Annotated in this window: 15 protein-coding genes; 4 read left to right on the forward strand and 11 right to left on the reverse strand. The window is 72.2% G+C overall.

Annotated elements, in window-relative coordinates:
* Positions 1-15 precede the first annotated feature (15 nt).
* Positions 16-1,215 carry an acyltransferase family protein gene (locus OG500_RS15810; protein WP_329580833.1) on the forward strand — a complete coding sequence of 400 codons (1,200 nt, stop codon included), beginning with the start codon at positions 16-18 and terminating at the stop codon, positions 1,213-1,215.
* Between the two features lie 104 nt (positions 1,216-1,319).
* Here OG500_RS15810 and OG500_RS15815 read toward each other — a convergent pair whose 3' ends face one another.
* From OG500_RS15815 to OG500_RS15830, 4 genes are all read right to left on the reverse strand, one after another.
* Positions 1,320-2,840, reverse strand: coding sequence for a glycosyltransferase family 39 protein (locus tag OG500_RS15815; protein ID WP_329580836.1), 1,521 nt, complete (start codon positions 2,838-2,840; stop codon positions 1,320-1,322).
* Between the two features lie 301 nt (positions 2,841-3,141).
* Positions 3,142-4,665 (reverse strand): hypothetical protein, encoded by a 1,524-nt coding sequence (locus tag OG500_RS15820; protein ID WP_327067327.1) that lies wholly within the window; start codon positions 4,663-4,665, stop codon positions 3,142-3,144.
* A 398-nt stretch (positions 4,666-5,063) separates the two neighbouring features.
* Positions 5,064-5,765, reverse strand: a complete 702-nt coding sequence (locus tag OG500_RS15825; RefSeq protein WP_327067328.1) for a response regulator transcription factor — start codon at positions 5,763-5,765, stop codon at positions 5,064-5,066.
* Entirely contained in the window at positions 5,758-7,095 is a 1,338-nt protein-coding gene (locus OG500_RS15830) for a PspC domain-containing protein (RefSeq protein WP_442789335.1), read from the reverse strand. Before OG500_RS15830 ends, OG500_RS15825 begins: the two co-directional genes overlap by 8 nt.
* A 347-nt stretch (positions 7,096-7,442) precedes the next feature.
* Between OG500_RS15830 and OG500_RS15835 the strand changes: the two genes are divergently transcribed.
* The 3 genes from OG500_RS15835 to OG500_RS15845 all read left to right on the forward strand — a co-directional run bounded on the left by OG500_RS15835 (position 7,443) and on the right by OG500_RS15845 (position 10,072).
* Positions 7,443-8,192 carry an SGNH/GDSL hydrolase family protein gene (locus OG500_RS15835; RefSeq protein ID WP_329580844.1) on the forward strand — a complete coding sequence of 250 codons (750 nt, stop codon included), beginning with the start codon at positions 7,443-7,445 and terminating at the stop codon, positions 8,190-8,192.
* An 81-nt stretch (positions 8,193-8,273) separates the two neighbouring features.
* Positions 8,274-9,854 carry a PspC domain-containing protein gene (locus tag OG500_RS15840; RefSeq protein WP_329580847.1) on the forward strand — a complete coding sequence of 527 codons (1,581 nt, stop codon included), beginning with the start codon at positions 8,274-8,276 and terminating at the stop codon, positions 9,852-9,854.
* On the forward strand, positions 9,851-10,072 hold the full coding sequence (locus OG500_RS15845; protein WP_327067332.1) for a hypothetical protein: 222 nt from the start codon (positions 9,851-9,853) through the stop codon (positions 10,070-10,072). Before OG500_RS15840 ends, OG500_RS15845 begins: the two co-directional genes overlap by 4 nt.
* A 5-nt stretch (positions 10,073-10,077) precedes the next feature.
* On the opposite strand, the gene OG500_RS15850 is transcribed toward OG500_RS15845, so the two are convergent.
* From OG500_RS15850 to OG500_RS15880, 7 genes are all read right to left on the reverse strand, one after another.
* Positions 10,078-11,133: a Rieske 2Fe-2S domain-containing protein gene (locus tag OG500_RS15850; protein ID WP_329580848.1), complete on the reverse strand. Its 1,056-nt coding sequence runs from the start codon at positions 11,131-11,133 to the stop codon at positions 10,078-10,080.
* A gap of 257 nt (positions 11,134-11,390) precedes the next feature.
* Positions 11,391-12,986, reverse strand: coding sequence for a glutamine-hydrolyzing GMP synthase (gene guaA / locus OG500_RS15855; RefSeq protein WP_327067334.1), 1,596 nt, complete (start codon positions 12,984-12,986; stop codon positions 11,391-11,393).
* Between the two features lie 996 nt (positions 12,987-13,982).
* The gene (locus OG500_RS15860; RefSeq protein ID WP_327067335.1) at positions 13,983-15,182 is read right to left on the reverse strand and encodes a HAMP domain-containing sensor histidine kinase; all 1,200 of its coding nucleotides are present in this window, start codon (positions 15,180-15,182) and stop codon (positions 13,983-13,985) included.
* Positions 15,179-16,027 (reverse strand): response regulator transcription factor, encoded by an 849-nt coding sequence (locus OG500_RS15865; RefSeq protein WP_327067336.1) that lies wholly within the window; start codon positions 16,025-16,027, stop codon positions 15,179-15,181. The genes OG500_RS15860 and OG500_RS15865 overlap by 4 nt, the downstream gene beginning before the upstream one ends.
* A complete protein-coding gene (locus OG500_RS15870) occupies positions 16,024-17,004 on the reverse strand; it encodes a hypothetical protein (protein WP_327067337.1) in 981 nt (326 codons plus the stop codon). The genes OG500_RS15865 and OG500_RS15870 overlap by 4 nt, the downstream gene beginning before the upstream one ends.
* Positions 17,005-17,130: 126 nt before the next feature.
* Positions 17,131-17,826: a class F sortase gene (locus OG500_RS15875; RefSeq protein ID WP_329580851.1), complete on the reverse strand. Its 696-nt coding sequence runs from the start codon at positions 17,824-17,826 to the stop codon at positions 17,131-17,133.
* Positions 17,807-18,328, reverse strand: coding sequence for a sortase-dependent protein (locus OG500_RS15880; RefSeq protein WP_329580854.1), 522 nt, complete (start codon positions 18,326-18,328; stop codon positions 17,807-17,809). The genes OG500_RS15875 and OG500_RS15880 overlap by 20 nt, the downstream gene beginning before the upstream one ends.
* Positions 18,329-18,461 lie beyond the last annotated feature (133 nt).

An 18,461-nucleotide genomic window follows, 5' to 3' on the forward strand; every position in this document is an offset into this window, starting at 1 on the left:
GAAAGTGTTTCAGCCATGCCCATACCTCTGCCCCTGCTGAACCGGCGCTCAGGGTCCCAGGCCGACCCCGTGGCCGCACCCGATGCATCCGCCCGGGTCGACGGCCCGCAGCCTGCCGCGTCCGCCAAGCCGGGCAAGCGCCCTCGGCTCTACGCCCTGGACGGGATGCGGCTGATAGCGGCACTGGGCGTCCTGTTCTTCCACTACACCGGCAAGGACTTGGTGCCGAGCATTTACGGCACGGGCAGCCCGCGCAAGGTGCTGCCGAGGATCCACGACTTCGGCGTCTACAGCTGGCTTGGCGTCGAACTCTTCTTCCTCATCAGCGGGTTCGTCATCTGCATGTCCTGCTGGGGCAAGAGGCCGAAGGACTTCCTCACCTCACGGGTAGTGCGCCTCTACCCCGCCTACTGGTTCGGAGTCCTCGCCACCGCCGCAGTGGTGCTGATCGCAGCACGGCCCTGGGGAAGCTACAACGACATCACGCCCCAGGTGATCCTGAGCAACCTCACCATGATGCAGTGGCCGATCGGGTCCGCTGCGGTCGACCCGGTCTACTGGACGCTCTGGGTCGAGATGCGGTTCTACGTCTTCTTCGCGATCGTCGTGGCGTTCGGTCTGACCTACCGCCGCGTTGTGCTGTTCTGCATGATCTGGGCCTTTGCCGCGATCTTCGCTCCGATGGTGAATTTCGGTCTGCTGACCGAGGCTGCCCAGCCGGTCTACGCACCGTTCTTCATCGGCGGCATGGTGATGTACCTGATGTACCGGTTCAAGCCGAACTTCCTGCTCTGGGCGATGCTCGCGTTCAGCTGGCTGCTGGCCCAGAACCAGATGCCGACGATCATGAAGGACTACGAGTCCGAGGCCAACCAGAAGCTCTCCTGGACGATCTGCGTCGTCGTGATGACTGCCTGCTACCTGGCCGTCCTGCTGGCCGCGCTGGGCAAGCTGAACTGGATCAGCTGGAAGTGGCTCGCCACCGCCGGCGCCCTCACCTACCCGCTCTACTTGCTGCACCAGGAGATCGGGTGGATCGCCCTCTACTCGCTGCACAAGTGGCTGTCCCCGCTGCCGCTGCTGCTGACCGTGATAGCCGGCCTGTTGGTGATCGCCTGGCTGGTCCACAAACTGGTCGAGCAGCCACTCTCCAGGGCCTTGAAGAAGGGCATGGACTCCTCCTTCAAGGCGATGCTCGAGGCACCTGAGAAGTAGGGCCGGCGCAGCGTCTCCCGCAGCACCAGCACGAACGCCGATGGCCGCCACACCTGAACGGTGTGGCGGCCATCGGCGTTCGTGTCCCGTCGGCGCTGCTGAACCTACGAATTGCGCTCGAGCAGCGTGACCCAGGTGTTGTAGAGGTGAGTGGTGTGCACCGCGTGGTACTTCGAGGCCAGTGCGGCGCCTTGAGCCTGGTCGATGTTGGCGTACGGGCTGCGCTGATCGATCGGCTGGTCCGGCCCCACGGACACCACCCAGATCCGCGGCTCGGCACCGAGGCAGCTGACCGGCTGGGCGCAGTTCTCGGTCACCAGGCTGTTGCCGGCGGCCGGCGACACCGACTCGAAGATGTCCCGCGGCTTCACGTTCTTGGGCAGATAGAACTTGACCCCGCTGTCGAAGATCGTGCTGTCGTGCGGGACGACCAGCCCGTCACCCTGCTGGTACCCCTGCGCAACGACCCGGGCTGCGCCGCGCTCGTCGAAGTTGACCCGGTCGGTCAGGGAACGAATGCTGACCTGGGTGCCGTACGAAGCCACGGCGAGCACGATCACGCCGACAATGGCGAGCACCCGAGGGCGGATCGCTGCCAGGCCCGCACCGGCGAGCACCACCCAGGCAGACAGGGTGAAGAGCAGGTACCGCGCTATGAAGTAGGAGATGCTCCCCTGCGAGACGAAGTAGACCAGGGCAACAGGCAGTACCGCGGTGAGGAACACCTGCAGCACCGGGCGACGGTTCTTGGCCCAGCCCAGCGTCATCGCGGCCGCGGCCAGCACCAGCAGCGAGAACAGCGCCGGCCCGTACATGGCTTCCCACAGAGCGGGGAGGGATTCCGGCGTCGGGCGGTCGATCCAGGAGATCTGCTTGCCCACCTGGGCCTGTCCCAGCAGCGCGAGCGGCGCCGCTGGGAGCACGGCGACCAGGACCGTGACCGCGAACTGCGCCCACCGCCGCCAGGGACGACTCGGCCAGGACTGCAGGATCACCATGCATGCATGTGGCAACAACAAGCTCAGCGCCACGAGTTGGAAGAGGCCGACCGCCGCGATCGACACCCCGTAGCAGACCCAGCGCAGCAGTGTCGGGCGCTCCAGCGCACGCAGCAGGCACCAGGTCGCGATTGCCACAGCAGCCATCACGATGGCATAGGGCCGGACCTCCTGGGCGTACCGGGAGACTGATGGAACCACCGCGAAGATCAGTCCGGCCAGCAGGCCCGCCCGGCGGGAGAAGAGCCGCCGCCCCGTCAGGGCTATGAACGCGGCGGCTACGGCCATCGCGATGGCGGAAGGCACCCGCAGGGTCACCGCCGAGTCGCCGAAGACCTGCATCCAGAAATGCAGGAAGACGTAGTAGACCCCGTACACTGCGTCAACGTGGTGCAGCATTCCGAACAGCTGCGGGACCGTGCGGTTGGCCGCCGTCCAACTGGCCAGCTCGTCGCCCCACATCTGGGGCCGCCCACTGCCCAACAGTCCCACGGCCAAGGTCACCAGCCCGGGCATCAGCCAGAGCAGGATGTCCGAGCGGCCAGACCGACGAGCTCCGCGTATGGCACTACGGACCACGGTCGTCGGTCTGTCGGCGACTTCGGCGCCTAGCGTCGGCTGAGCCACGGAATTCATCCCCTGATAGGCGTAACGGCAAGTGGTATCCGGTATGTCACAAGGGAGTTCGGCCACAGCATCCGGGCAGGACCGTCATAGCCCTCGGCGCCCTGCCAGCACCGCTCCCCTCCCGGGCGCTGCCCCCTGCGTACAGCCCGCAGGCTGCACGCAAATCCCACCCATAACCGATTAAACGCTACACGAGATCTTCTTCGTCCCTCAAACTGCCCCCCACGAGCACGGCCGGTGGGCTCTGTATGCCCACCGGCCGTGCCACGCGCGGGCCCACGGGGCTCGCGCTGAGAGGATGTCAGGGATTGACCACCTTGTACAGGTACTCACCCTGCGGGCTGGTCGCCACCTGCTGGTAGTGCGGACCGCTCGGCAGGACCACGCCCTGCCCGGGCATGATCAGCACCCAGCTCGCGTGGTACTTGGCCAGCAGCTCGCTGCGGTCCTGGTCGCTGGCTTCCTTGGAGTAGAAGAACTCCCAGACGTCGTGGTTGCGCTGGTCGAACACCGACTGGGCCACGGCCGGGTCCGGGTAGTTGGTGCTGACGGTGTAGTAGCCGTACGCGGGCAGCTGGTCCAGCGGCCGCTCGCCCGACGTCATCACCACGTCGCCGTACTTCAGACCGTACTTGGCGGTCCACTCGTAGCCGGGCCACGGGTTCCAGGTCTGGACGTTGTCGACCACCCCCTTGGGGAAGTCCTTCTTCGGGATCAGGTAGAAGATCGTGCCGGCCTGCACCCACATGCCCAGGACCAGTGCCACCGTGAGGATCAGCGACAGCTCGCGCTTGAACCAGTCCTTCCACGGGATCTCCGCGGCCTCGACGGCCACGGCCAGCTGCATCGTCATGACCAGCCCCGGGTAGGCGCGGCCGAAGCTGTAGTGACCGCTGAACCAGCCGTACGCCACGACCGCGCCGATCAGCAGGAAGGTGAGCACCAGCGGGTCGAGGCGGTTGCGCCGGAACCGCATGAACAGCGCGGGCAGGCCGAGCACCAGGGCGAAGCCGAACCAGGCCAGCGGCGCGCTGTAGAGACCCTGGTGCATCGCGTCCAGGGCGGCGGACTGCTGCTGGTCCAGCAGGCTGAAGTACGGCCAGGCCAGCACCGCGACGAGGGTGACGGCCGCGGACAGGACCCACAGCAGCCAGTTGCGCACGCTCAGGCCGCGCAGCGAGCCGATCATGATGCCGGCCAGTCCCAGGCAGATCACGATGCCGGTGAACGGGTGCGACAGCAGGACGACGAACAGCACCAGGCCGACCGCCACGTGCGCCGGGATCCGGACGGCGAGCTTGTCGGAGAGCGGGTTGCGGTCGGGCACCCGGCCCAGCAGCCGCAGCGTGCCGGCCCACAGCCAGAACATCAGGCCCGCCGCGAAGGCGCTCGGGTACGACAGCCCCAGGCAGAAGGAGAGCCACGACTCGTAGCCGCTCCACACCTCGACGTTGACGCCCCAGAGGAAGAAGTACGTGAACAGGGCTATGACGGGAGCCCACGCGCGGCTGGTCAGGGACCGGACGAAGGCGCCGATCCCGGTGATCACGAGCAGCACGTTCATGACCGCGAGCAGGTGCATCGTCTTCAGCGGCACCAGGCCGGTGGCCATCGACACCAACGCACCGAAGACCTGGTACGGCGCGAAGTAGGGACTGTTGGTCCCCGAGATGTCGATCAGCGGGCTGGTCGGGTGCGAGAAGTTCTCCCGCAGTCGCCAGATGGTCGACGCGTGCTGCCCCTGGTCACCCGACCAGGGCAGGGCAGCGCACATCGGCACCAGGATCAGCAGGAAGATCAGGCCGGTGACCCGGTACGGGGTCACGCGGAACAGCCACTCGCGCAGACCGCCACGACGCGCGCCCGTCCCCCGGGCGCCCCCCCTGATCGTGATCGGCTGATTCTCGTCGTCGACGGACGCTTCGGATGCAGGAAGGCTCGAAGCTGCGGCGGTGTCGGTCACGGTGCTCCACAATACGGCAACTAGTGGCCCGGAATTCTCGGGGCCGGACGATGCCCCCGGCCCGCTTCTTCGGCCCGGGGTCCATGCGATGACCCCACGGCAGCGGCGGGATCCGGACAACTCACGCACCCGAGGGCGTGCTCGCGCACAGCTCCCCCGGCACAGCCATCGTCACGAGCGGACGACTGCATACCCAGTATGCTAGAGGAACTGCATACTGGGTATGTCCTTAGGGGCACCACGCGCTCCCGCCCGCGGGCTCAGACCAGTCGACGCGCCGTCGCCCAGCGGGTCAGCTCGTGCCGGTTGCTCAACTGCAGCTTGCGCAGCACCGCCGAGACGTGGCTCTCCACCGTCTTCACCGAGATGAAGAGCTGCTTGGCGATCTCCTTGTACGCGTATCCGCGGGCGATCAGCCGCAGCACCTCGCGCTCGCGCTGGGTCAGGCGGTCCAGGTCCTCGTCCACCGGCGGGGTGTCGGTGGCGGCGAACGCGTCCAGCACGAAGCCGGCCAGCCGCGGCGAGAAGACCGCGTCACCGTCGGCGATCCGGAAGATCGCGTTGACCAGGTCGCCACCGGTGATGGTCTTGGTGACGTAGCCGCGGGCGCCGCCGCGGATCACGCCGATCACGTCCTCGGCGGCGTCGGAGACCGACAGCGCCAGGAACTTCACGCCACCCGGCTCACCCATCACCGCGGCCGAACGGCGCAGCACCTCGACACCGCCGCCGCCGGGCAGGTGGACGTCGAGCAGCACCACGTCGGGGCGGGTCTCGGCGACCACCTTGACCGCCGACTCCACGTCGTCGGCCTCGCCCACCACGTCGATGCCGGTGGCCTCGGTACGGCCGATCTCGGCGCGCACACCGGTGCGGAACATCCGGTGGTCGTCGACCAGGACCACCCGCGCCTGCCGGTCGGGGCCCCCCGCCCCGGCGTCGGGCGCAACAGCGTCAGTCATCAGCAGCTCTCTCCATCTCCAACTCGACCTCGGTGCCGCCGTCCGGCGCGGGACGCACCCGTGCGGTGCCGCCGTTGCGCTTCATCCGGCCGATGATCGACTCGCGGACGCCCATCCGGTCCTCCGGCACGGTGTCCGGGTCGAAGCCGGGGCCGTGGTCGCGCACGAACACCGACACCGTCCTCCCCTCCACCTCGGCGTAGACCTGCACCGGTCCTCCGCCACCGTACTTGGCGGCGTTCACCATCGCCTCACGCGCGGCCTGCATCTGTGCGGTCAGCCGCTCGTCCATCGGGCAGTCGCCGACGCAGACCAGCTCGACCGGCACCCCGTGGCGGTCCTCCACCTCGGCCACCACCGAGCGCAGCCGCTCGGCCAGCGTGTCGGGGGCCGCCTCGGCAGCGGCCTCGGGCCGGTAGAGCCACAGCCGCAGCTCGCGCTCCTGGGCCCGGGCCAGGCGCTGGACCTCCTTGGGGTCCTCCGAGCGGCGCTGGATCAGGGTGAGGGTGTGCAGCACCGAGTCGTGGATGTGCGCGGCGATCTCGGCCCGCTCCTGGGCCCGGATCCGGGCGGTGCGCTCGGTGGCGAGGTCCTGCCACATCCGCAGCGCGTACGGTCCGGTCAGCACCAGGACGCCGGCGAGCACCGCGAGCGACGCCTCGATCACCGAGGCGAGCGTGGAGCCGGCGCCCTGCAGCACCAGGAAGCCGATGATGCCCACGGTCACCAGCAGCACGCCGACGCCGACCCGGGTGAAGGCCACCCGCCGCTTGCCGCCGCCCTCCAGGCCGAACCAGCGCTGCCAGCGCGAGTCGTCGGCCTGCCGCCAGACCAGCGCGACACCGACCCCGATCGCCAGCAGCGGCCAGGTGTAGGGGCTGGAGGACTGGATGTTCAGCACGTTGAGCAGCGCCATCACGCCGATGACCAGCATCAGCAGGGCGGCCAGCTGGCCGAGGTTCTGCCGGCTGCCCGAGGTGGGCGAGCCCGCCGCCCCGCTCGTCTCGGCGATCACCGGTTCGCCCTGGAAGGTGCCCTGCAGCATGTCGCGCAGCCGCCCGAGCCGACCGCGCCTGCCCTTGCGCAGCGGGTCGGGGGTCACGCCGGAGGCGCCGGCCGGCACGAACTGGCCGTTCGCCCAGACGTAGCTGACGCCCAGTCCGCCGCGCGCCCCCGGTTCGCCGATGCCGATCGGCACCACGAACCAGAAGGCCGCGTACAGCAGCACCCCGATCCCGTTGGCGAAGGTGAGCAGCACGAAGGCCGCCCGCACCCAGACCACCGGCAGCCCCAGGTGCACCGCGAGTCCGTGTGCCACCCCGCCCAGCATCCGCGAGTGCGGGCTCCGGTAGAGCTTGCGGTACGGCGGCCGGGCCGCGCCCTGGGTCGGCTCGCCGCCGCCGCCCGGTGGAGCTTCGGCGGCGGAGGTGCTCGGGTTCGCTTCGGTACCGGGGACTGCCACGCCACAGATGGTCACACGGGCGCGGGGGCGAGCGCATCAGGGTGCTCCCCCTAAGGTTCGCCCGCGGCCGCTCCCGGGACGCCGCGGGACCCGGCAGGCGGCGGCAACGCCCCCCGGTCCGGCGTACAGCCCCGCGTGTCGCCCCTCGCCTCAAGATCAGACAATCCTATGATCCGGCGCATCTGACAGATCGTCATACATCTGGAGGTTGCGCCATGAAACGGACCATCATCGCCCTGCTGTCCGCGACCCTCTGCGCGGGCCTGGGCCTGGCCAGTTCCGTTCCCGCCCAGGCCGTACCCGGACACCGGGACGCCGCGCCGCCGCTGCTGCGGGTGATGCCGCTCGGTGACTCGATCACCGTGGGCGTCGGCAGCCAGAGCCAGGCCGGCTACCGGCTGCCGCTCTGGCAGCTGGTCACCGGACAGTCCCGCTACACCGTGCAGTTCGTCGGCTCGCAGCGCGACGGCTCCTTCCCCTCCCCGCAGCACGAGGGACACAGCGGCTGGATGATCGACGACATCCGCTCCCACGTGGACGGCTGGCTCGCCGCGCAGCGGCCGGACGTCGTGCTGCTGCACATCGGCATCAACGACCTGGACCGCGGGGCGGACAAGGACCACGCCCCCGACCGCCTGCAGGCCCTGGTCGAGCAGATCTTCGCCGACCGCCCCGGCGTCACCGTCATCCTGCAGGGCCTGCTGCCGACCACCGACGGCCTCCAGACACAGGTGCGCCGCTTCAACCGCCAGGCCCGGACCCTCCAGTCGACCGAGCGCGAGCTGGGGAACCGGCTGAGCTGGGTCACCCCGCCCGCGCTGACCCAGGACGAGTGGAACGACCGGCTCCACCCCAACGACCGCGGCTACGCCAGGATGGCCGTGGCCTTCTTCGGTGCCCTCGACAGCGAGGCCCACCGCCTGGTCGACGACGCCCCGGCGCACGCGGGCGCCGGCTGCCCCTGAGCGCTGTCTCAGGGACAGATCAGGGTCCGCACAGGGCCCACCCCGCTCCCGCGCGCCGCTCCCAACCCCCAGGATGGAGCCATGACGCAGGAGCAGAGCGCGGCCGAGGACGAGCGGGCCGCCCAGGAACAGCCCGGGGGCGAACGCCCGCCCCTGGTGCGCGACGAGAGCCACCGCGTGGTGGCGGGGGTCTGCGGGGGGCTCGGCCGGCACCTGGACATCGATCCGGTGGTGTTCCGGGTGGTCACGGCAGTGCTCTGCCTGACCGGCGGGCTCGGGCTGTTCCTGTACGGCCTGGCCTGGCTGATCGTGCCGACCGAGCACCCGGACGGCAAGCACGGTCGGACCGAGCTGCAGCGAGTGCTGACCGGCCGGGTGGACGGCCAGTCGATCGGCGCGGTGCTGCTCACCGTGATCGGCACCGGGGTCTTCTTCTCCTGGATGGGCAGCGGCGACTCCACCTTCCCGCTGCTGCTGCTCGGCGCGATGATCTTCTTCGCGGTGCGGCACGACCCCGAGCGCCGCCGCCGGGCCCGCGGGCTCGGGCAGCCGCCGCGGCAGGGCGGTCCGTACGACCGGCCCACCGGCCGGCCCGGCGACCTCGGTCCGGGCAGTGCGGGCGCCGACTCGCCGCTGAGCGACTGGCAGAGCTGGCGGCGCGACTTCCACGAGGAGTGGGCGAGCCGCACGGCCGCGATGCGCGAGGAGTGGGCCACCCACACGGCGCACCTGCGCGAGGAGTGGGCCAACCACAGCGGGGAGATCCAGGAGCACGTCAACCTGGCCAAGGAGACACTCAACCGGCGCGGTGGGGCGGCCCGCTCCGCCGAGCCGGGCACCGCCCCCACCGACGCGCCCCCCAGCAGCACCGGCTACCTGTGGGACCCGCGGCACCCCGAACGCAACCCCTACGGCGCCACCCCGCCGCCGGGCGCGCCCGCCCAGCCCTGGTGGCAGCGCAGCGACCTGCCCGAGGGCGACCCGCTGCGCAAGTCCGCCCCGGGCGCACCGACGCCACCGCCGCCGCCGCGCCCGGTGCACCGCGAGCGCCGGCCCCGCTCGGTGCTGGCGCCCTTCGGACTGCTGCTGTCGGTCGGCGCGGCCTGGCTGGTCTGGACGCTGCGGTCGCACCAGAACAGCACGGTGCTGCTCTCCGGCGTGCTGGCCACCTGCCTGCTCGGGCTCGGCCTGACCATGCTGGTGGGCGTGAAGTTCGGCCGGGCCCGGGTGCTGACCGTCCCGGCCCTGGTGCTCACCGCCGTGCTGGCCGCGGGCAGCACCCCCGCCACCTCGCTGCACGCGGGCGTCGGCAACCGGACCTGGACGCCGGCCAGCGCGGCCGCCGTGCAGCACCAGTACGCGCTGGGGGCCGGGGACATCTCGCTGGACCTGTCGGCGGTCGACCCGGCCGGCGGCACGGTGAGCAGCTCGGTGCGCCTCGGCGCGGGCCAGGCCGACGTGACGCTGCCGCCGGACGTCGAGGCGAACCTGACCCTGCACACCGTGGTCGGCAGCATCCACCTGCCCGACCGGACCTTCGACGGCAACGTCGGCACCCGGCAGACGGTCCACCTCGCCCCGGTCGGCGGCACGGCGAGCAAGGGAACGATCGACCTCGACATCGTGGTCGACCTCGGCGACATTCAGGTGGTGCAGGGATGAAGCGGCATCGGTTCGACCTCTACTCGTTCATGGCGGGCGGTCTGTTCACGGCGATCGCCGTGGTCTACCTGGTCGCCTCGCTGAACGACTCCACGGTGAACGGACGGATCGTCATGCCGATCACCCTGATCGTGCTCGGTGCGGCGGGCCTGGCCGGCGCGGTGGCCGCGATGGCCCGCCGCGGCCGGGGCCCGGACGCCGGTGACCCGGACGCCTGAGGGCGTCAGGACTGCAGCGGGCCGAGGTCGAGCCGGTCGCCGTTCTTGGTGACCCGGTACCTCGGCAGCGGCTTGACCGCCGGGCCCGCCAGCACCGCGCCGGTGGCGGCGTCGAACTTCGAACCGTGGCAGGGGCAGCGCAGCTGGCCCTGCTTCGGCGCGTCCACGGCGCAGCCGGCGTGCGTGCAGACCGAGGAGAGGCCGCAGTACTGGCCCGCCGCGGGCTGGACGATGTAGACGGCGTCGCCGCTGGCGGGGTCGGTGACGGTGGCGGAGCCGCCCACCGGGACGTCCGCGACGGCGACGGAGGCCTTCGCACCGCCCGCGGGGGCACTCGCGGCACCCCCGGCGGGGGTGGCAGCGGAAGCCGGCTTGGGCTTGCGGCGGATGAAGGTGGCCGTCAGCGAGCCGCCCAGCAGCCCCGCCCCGCCGAGCGCGACCGCCGCGATGGAGCCGTCCAGGAAGCTGCGGCGGCGCACCGCCTCCTCGGGCAGGCCGCGCCGCCGGTCGCGCTCGGCCCGGCCCGCGATGAAGCCGTCCACCGACAGGTACGGCGTCCCGGCCAGCAGCAGGGTGGTCCAGGCCATCAGGTAGGGCAGGTCGTTGCCCAGGAAGTAGGGCGAGACGTGGAAGCTGACCGTCAGGAACAGGGTCAGGCTGAGCAGCGCGCCGCCGAGCGCGGCCACCCGGCCCCACAGCCCGCACAGCGTGCCGAGCCCGACCGCCAGCTCGCCGAAGGCGATCAGCAGGCCGAAGAAGGTGGGCTGGTGCAGTGCCGGGGCCAGCGCCCAGCCGATCGGGCTGTTCGCCCGGGCGGCCACGGTCTGCGCGTAGAAGGACTGCGGATCGCCGGCGCCGGCCAGGTAGTGGCTGTCGGCAAGCTTCTCCAGGCCCGCGTACGCGAAGGTGACGCCGAGGAACAGGCGCACCGGCAGCAGCGCGTACCGGCCGGCGAACGCCCGGCGCTGCGCCGCTCGCGCCGCCCGCCCGGCCGGCCCCGAGGGCGCCGGCCCGGCGAGTGGTCCCGCGGTCTCGACCGGGTCCGTGGTCCCCTCCATCATCGCGTCACCCTTCCCACAGCAGTCCGCCTCTCACCACAACCTGTCCACCCGCGACCGGTCCGGGTGGGATTCTGCCCGTTCCAGCCCGATCCCGACGGTATCCCGCCCACCTGTGCGCCAGCTCGGCGCACAGCCGTGACCCGGCCAGGATCTGACGCGAACGGCCGCACCGCCATCCACGGGTACGCGGATGGCGGTGCGGCCGTTCAACGACTGACGGGAGTTTTCCGGCGGGCCCGGTCAGACCCGCCCGGGGATCACTCCCACTCGATGGTGCCCGGCGGCTTGCTGGTCACGTCCAGCACCACGCGGTTGACGTCGCGCACCTCGTTGGTGATCCGGGTGGAGATCTTGGCCAGCACCTCGTAGGGCAGCCGCGACCAGTCGGCGGTCATCGCGTCCTCGGAGGAGACCGGGCGCAGCACGATCGGGTGACCGTAGGTGCGGCCGTCGCCCTGCACGCCGACGCTGCGCACGTCCGCCAGCAGGACCACCGGGCACTGCCAGATCTCGCGGTCGAGACCGGCCGCGGTCAGCTCCTCGCGAGCGATCGCGTCGGCCTCGCGCAGCAGGTCCAGGCGCTCCTTGGTGACCTCGCCGACGATCCGGATGCCCAGGCCCGGGCCCGGGAACGGCTGGCGCTGGACGATCTCCTCGGGCAGGCCGAGCTCCTGGCCGACCATCCGGACCTCGTCCTTGAACAGCTTGCGCAGCGGCTCGACCAGCTCGAACTGCAGGTCCTCCGGCAGGCCACCGACGTTGTGGTGCGACTTGATGTTCGCGGTGCCGGTGCCGCCACCGGACTCCACCACGTCCGGGTAGAGGGTGCCCTGGACCAGGAAGTCGACCGACTCGCCGTGCTCGCCGGCCTCGGCGACGATCTCGGCCTGCGCCTGCTCGAAGACCCGGATGAACTCCCGGCCGATGATCTTGCGCTTCTGCTCCGGGTCGCTGACGCCCTTGAGCGCGGTCAGGAACCGCTCCTGGGCGTCGACCACCTTGAGCTTGACGCCGGTGGCGGCCACGAAGTCCTTCTCGACCTGCTCGGTCTCGCCCTGGCGCATCAGACCGTGGTCCACGTACACGCAGGTCAGCTGGGAGCCGATGGCCTTCTGCACCAGCGCCGCCGCGACCGCGGAGTCCACGCCGCCGGACAGGCCGCAGATCGCGCGCTTGGTGCCGACCTGCGCCTTGATCAGCGCGACCTGCTCGTCGACCACGTTGTGGGTGGTCCAGGTCGGGGCCAGGCCCGCACCGCGGTAGAGGAAGTGCTCCAGGATCTGCTGGCCGTGCGTGGAGTGCAGCACCTCGGGGTGGTACTGGACGCCGTAGAGCCGGGCCTCGTCGTTCTCGAAGGCGGCGACCGGGACCACGTCGGTGGCGGCGGTCACGCTGAAGCCCTCGGGCGCGGCGGAGCAGGCGTCGCCGTGCGACATCCAGACCGACTGCTCGGCCGGGGTGCCCTCGAAGAGCGTCGAACCGCTCTTGCTGACGTGCAGCGGGGTACGGCCGTACTCGCGCGCGCCGGTGTTGTCGACGGTCCCGCCGAGCGTGATCGCCATCAGCTGGAAGCCGTAGCACATGCCGAAGACCGGCACCCCGGCCTCGAAGATCGCGCGGTCGAGCCGCGGCGCGCCTTCCTCGTAGACCGAGGACGGACCGCCGGAGAGGATGATCGCCTTCGGGTTCTTCGCGAGCATCTCGGCGACCGGCATGGTGCTCGGCACGATCTCGCTGTAGACCCGTGCTTCACGCACCCGACGGGCGATGAGCTGGGCGTACTGGGCGCCGAAGTCGACCACCAGAACGGTGTCGACCGGCGGTACGGACTGGTCGGGGGTAGCAGGGGACACAGACGGCCTTCCGGCAGCGAACGGGAGGTGTCGCACGCAGCGCCTGCGAGGGCGGCGGCGGGCGACCGGTGGGGGTGTCACCACCGATTCTACCGGCCGACCTCTTGACCCCCTTCACCCCTTTGCCCACGGCTCGCCCGCAGGCCGTGTCCGCGCCGGGCGCGCGCTCGTTCTCCCGGCGACCGTACGACCGCGCCGCACCGGCCAGGTGCGGCGCATCGGCGCCCGGGCCCGCGCCCGTACGGTCCGGCAGGACCACGCGTGGAAGATTCCAGTCCACTCGCGCGTGTGGCGCTCCACCGTCGGCGGCATCGGCGGCCCGGAGCGCCGTGGGACCGCGCGCGGGTGCGGTGGAACCGGCGGCAGGGGACAGCGGCCGGCTCCCGACTGCGCCAGGAGGTGCGGCGGCAGGCACGGGGACGCCCGGGAACGCCGCCGCACCACCCGGGGCGGCGGCTCGTCCGAGCGAGCCATACGAACGACTTGTACGACTACCGAACGTCACCGCAGCCTCCCAGGTCGCCGCACCCGGAGCAGGTCCGGACCTGCTGCTGACAGGCTGTCAGGAGCACGGTCGGCGAAAAATGGACTGGGCCGAAGTCGGCCGAATCGGTTGCAGAGCATGGCCTGTGTCCACCACGATGCTGGGGAGGGGGTTCTCCGGTGGCCGACTCGGGCCACCGGCACGTGCTTCCCACGACTGCCCATCGGCAGTAACAGTGGGTATCGCCTCACGCTCCGTGAGGGCGAAGCGGTCGGTCGGCGCGCGGGGCACCTCCCGGCGCCCGGCCCGCATCCACACCCGGTTCGCCGGGGCACGACTCGAAGCCAACCGAATAGACGGCGCTCATCCCCCGGCGCCGTCACCCCAGCACCGGCGCAGCCCTGACGCCGCGTGCTGAGCGACAAAGGGCCCCGTTCCCCCGCGGGGCCCTTTGCCTTGCCCGGCCTGCGGGCGGACGGCCGCGGAGCGATCGATTCGCCTGCTGCGCAGGTCTATTGAGGGAACGTCAGCTCGGCCAGCGCGCCGCCGCCCGGATGGTTGGCCAGTCGCAGCCCGACCCCGATCGCCGCCGCGTGGCCCTGCGCGATGGTCAGGCCCAGGCCGTGCCCGCGACCGCGCTCCTTGGCGCCGGTGCGGAAGCGCTGCGGCCCGAATTCCAGGACGTCGGCCGGAAACCCGGGACCGTGGTCGCGAACGGTGACGGTGGCGCCGGCCACCACCACCTGGACCGGGGACGCGCCGTGCCGCTGCGCGTTGGTCACCAGGTTGGCCACCACCCGGTCGAGCCGGCGCGGGTCGGTGGTCACCTCGGCGTCCGCCTCGATCCGCAGCTCCACCGCGGGGCCGGCCACCGCCAGGATCCGCCTCAGCAGCGGCCCGAGGGTGACCGGGGACAGCTCGGGCAGCTCGGCCCCCGCGTCCAGCCGGGACACCTCCAGCAGGTCCTCGGTGAGCGCGCAGAGCACCCGTACCCGGTCCTGCACCAGCTCGGTGGGGCGGCCCGGCGGCAGCAGCTCGGCCGCCGTGAGCAGGCCGGTCAGCGGGGTGCGCAGCTCGTGCGCGACGTCGGCGGTGAACCGCTGCTCGTTCTCCAGCTTGCTGCTCAGCACCGCCGACATGGAGTCGACGGCGGCGGCGAGTTCGGCGACCTCGTCGCGCGAGCGGCCCAGTGGTCCGATCCGGGCGGCCAGGTCGCCCTGGGCGATGGTGCGCGCGGTGCGGGCCGCGGTGCGCAGCCGGCGGCTGATCCGGTGGGCCACCAGGACCCCGGCGAGCACGGTCACCACCACCGACAGGGCGGCCGAGATCATGATGCTGCGGTCCAGGTCGCTGATGGCCTTCTCGTCCTGGTCGAAGTCGATCCAGAGCGAGAAGATCCGGCCGTTGCTGCCGGCCGCGGCCCACATCCGGGTCCCGGCGGGGCCGTGCACGAGCATCGAGCCGTGGTGTCCCTCGGCGGCCAGCTGGCGGAGCCGCGGCGGCAGTTCGGGGTCGTCGAGCTTGGCGTTCCAGGCCAGCGCCCCGGTCCGGCTGTAGCCGTCCAGCGCCGCGTCCAGCGCGTTCTCGGCCGCGCTGCGCGCCTGGTCGGTGTGCTGCTGGACGGAGGCCTGGTGGACCAGCAGGCTGACGGTGAGCGCCACCAGGCAGGAGACCAGCGCGACGGTGACCGCGATCTGGCGGCGCAGGTTCACTCGGCGCCGCCGGTCCCGCGCCGGGTGCGCAGCTTGTAGCCGAAGCCGCGCACGGTCTCGATCCGGCCCGCGCCGATCTTGGCCCGCAGGCGCTGCACGTGCACGTCCACCACCCGGGTGTCGGCGCCCCAGGCGTAGTCCCAGACCCGCTCCAGCAGGGTGTGCCGCTCCAGCAGGATGCCGGGCGCGGCGGTGAACTCCAGCAGCAGCCGGAGCTCGGTGGGGGTGAGCAGCACCGGGCGGCCCTCGGCCCGCACCTCCATGGCGTCGGTGTCCACCTCCAGGCCGTCGATCGACCGCACGGTGCGTGCGGGGGCCGGCGGCTCGGCCGCGGCGGGCGGGGCCACGGGGGCGGCGGGGGCCACCGCGACGGGCGGGTACGGCGGGACGGGGGGCACGGACGGAACGGGCGGAACGGCGGGCGGCGCGGCCGGCGCCGGGCTCGCCGGGGGCAGCCCGGTGCGCCGCAGCACGGTACGGATCCGCGCCACCAGCACCGCTGTCTCGAACGGCTTGACCAGGTAGTCGTCGGCCCCCGCCTCCAGGCCCGAGATCACGTCGATCGGGTCGGTGCGGGCCGACATCATCAGGATCGGCAGCTGGCTCTCCTCGCGGATCCGGCGGCACAGGCCCACGCCGTCCAGCAGCGGCAGCATCACGTCGAGCAGCATCAGGTCCGGGCGCCCGGCGCGGAACCGCTCCAGGCCCTCCAGGCCGTCGGCGGCGGTGTCCACCGGGAACCCGTAGCGCTCCAGCGCCATCCGGGTCGCCTCGCGGATCACCTCGTCGTCCTCGACCAGCAGGATCCGCGGCGTACCGGGGGTGGCCGTGCCGGGAGTGGTCATGAGGTGCGCTCCGAAGTCGGCTTCGACAGTGCCGTGTTCGACGGTGCCGGATTCACCGGTGCCGTGTTCGCCGGGCCCGTGTTCGGGGGTGCCGTGTTCGCCGGGCCCGGGTTCGACGGTGCCGCGCTCATGACCGGCCCGGCGCCCGACTTCGGTGACGCCGAGGCCTTGGCACCGGGCGGCGCCGTGGGCGGCAGGTAGGCGGAGCCCCCCGACGGCGTGGCGGCGGGCGCCGCGGAGGGCACGGCTGAGGGCTGCGGGCGCGAGGACTTGCCGGTCGGGTAGGGCGGGGTGACCACGCCCGGCTGGCAGTCGGGCGTGGCCACCGTGTCGGGCCCGGTGAACTTGGTCTCCACCCGGACCAGTTGGCCGCCGTCCCAGCGGTAGGTGCTGCTGGTCTCGGTGGCCGCGCTGGTCGGCTCGTTCACCACCAGGTCCCGGCCGACCGTCTGCGCGGTGAAGCCGGGCAGCACCGAGATCTCCGGCACCGCCAGCACCTGGTGGTCCCGCAGCTGGTAGACGTGCAGGTAGGCGTGCTGGTCGGCGGTGAGCACCGCGGTGATCAGCTCGGCCCCGCCGTCGCCCACCAGGTCGGCGTAGCGCGGATCGAGCACCTGGCAGCCGGTGCAGCCGGCCAGCGCCGTCCGCTCCGCGTCCTTCAGCTGCGGGTCCTGCCGCAGCAGCTGGTGGACGTCCACCGAGCGCAGGTCGGCGCCGGACACGGTGATGCCCGGGACCGGGGTGAGCGCCCCCACCGGCTGCGTGGCCGAGGCGGAGGGGGTGGGCGCGGCGCCCACCGCCGCCCACAGCGCCACCGGGGTGGGCGGGCTGGTGGGCGCCGAGAGCGGACGGGTCGCACCGGCGTCGTGCAGCTGCCCGGTGTCGGCGCAGCCCGCCAGGGCGGCCAGCGCGGCCAGGGCCAGCACGGCGGGCACCGCGCCGCACCGGGCGGCCGTGCGACTGAGCCAGGAACTCACGCGGAACAGCGCCTTTCGACAGGACGGACGGGGGCTCCCGGAGGTCTCGGTCGCCGGCCCCGGTCAGCGGCTGACACGTCCGTGAGCACCCGGCAGGTTGCATCGTCAGGCGGTCGGACACCGGTCCTAGGAGGAGACCAGATCCGCGAAGACGATGATGTTATCGGAGTAATGCCCGTTGCTCTGCAGCGATCCGCCGCAGGTGATCACCCGCAACTGCGGTGTGTCGGTGTTCCCGTAGACCTCGTCGGTAGGGAACTGGTCCTTGTGCGGCTGCTCCCGCTTGCGGACCTGGAAGGTCACCGTGCTGCCGTCGGCGCGGTGGATCTCGATCCGGTCGCCCGGCATGAGCTTCGGCAGCTTGGCGAAGACCGCGGGGCCGGCCTTGGTGTCCAGGTGGCCGAGCAGCACCGCGGGGCCCACCGCGCCGGGGGCCGGCCCTTGGTCGTACCAGTCGACCTGGGAGGGCTGGTCGAGCGGCGGGACCTCCACCGTGCCGTCGGAGTTAAGACCGCCGGGACTCACCGCGGCGTCCACCCCGATGCTCGGGATCACCAGCCGGGTCGGCGGCGCGGCCGGCTTCGCGTCGCCGGACGGGGCGCCGCCGGGCGGTGCGCCGCTGGGCACGGTCCCCGGCGAGGTGTCCTGGCCGTTCATGGGCGCTGCCGCGACCGTGTCGATCCGCACGGGTGGCGGCTGCTGCGTGGTGTGCCCGAGCAGAAATCCGCCGAGGGCCAGGGCGAGGGTGCCGCCCGCCGCGAACGGCGCCCACCTGCGCGGGCGCCGACCGTGGCGGCGGCGCTCAAGCCGCCGAGCCCGCACGGCGACGGCGGACCGCGTAGCCGATGGCCGCCAGGCCGCCGACGCCCAGCACCGAGCCGCCCGCCAGCGCGGTGGAGGAGGTGCCGGTCGAGCCCTCACCGGTCTGCGCGCCGCCCTTGGGCACGGCCTTGACCTGCGCCCCCGAGCCGGCGGTGGCCGGCGCGCTGGGCGCGGCGGAGGGGGCGACGCCCTTGGCCGGCGCGCCGGCCGTGGGCGTCGCCATGACGGCCGCCCCGCCCGGGGCGCTCGCCGAGGCCGTAGGAGCGGTGACCTTGACCGCCGAGCCGGCCGTGGGCGTCGGCATGACGGCCGCCCCGCCCGGGGCGCTCGGCGAGGCCGAAGGGGCGACGCCCTTGGCCGGGGCGCTCGCCGCCGGCGTGGGCGTGGCGGCCGGGGCGCCGTCCGCGAAGGCAGCCGTCGTGGAGCCGGCCAGGACGGCCGCGACGCCGAAGCCGACCAGCGTCAGACGCGCGGAGCGACGCGGGGAACGGGCACGTGACATGGGTGGTCCTCCGAGGTTCCGCCGCCTCGGCCCTGGTGGCCCAGGCGGTGTGGTGCCCACGCTAGGAAGCCCACCGCACGGTGGGCCGCCGGCCGTGTAACACCCACCGCGCGGGTGTGTAACGGTCCTCGGC

This window comes from Kitasatospora sp. NBC_01250 (assembly GCF_036226465.1).
Taxonomy (GTDB): Bacteria; Actinomycetota; Actinomycetes; order Streptomycetales; family Streptomycetaceae; genus Kitasatospora.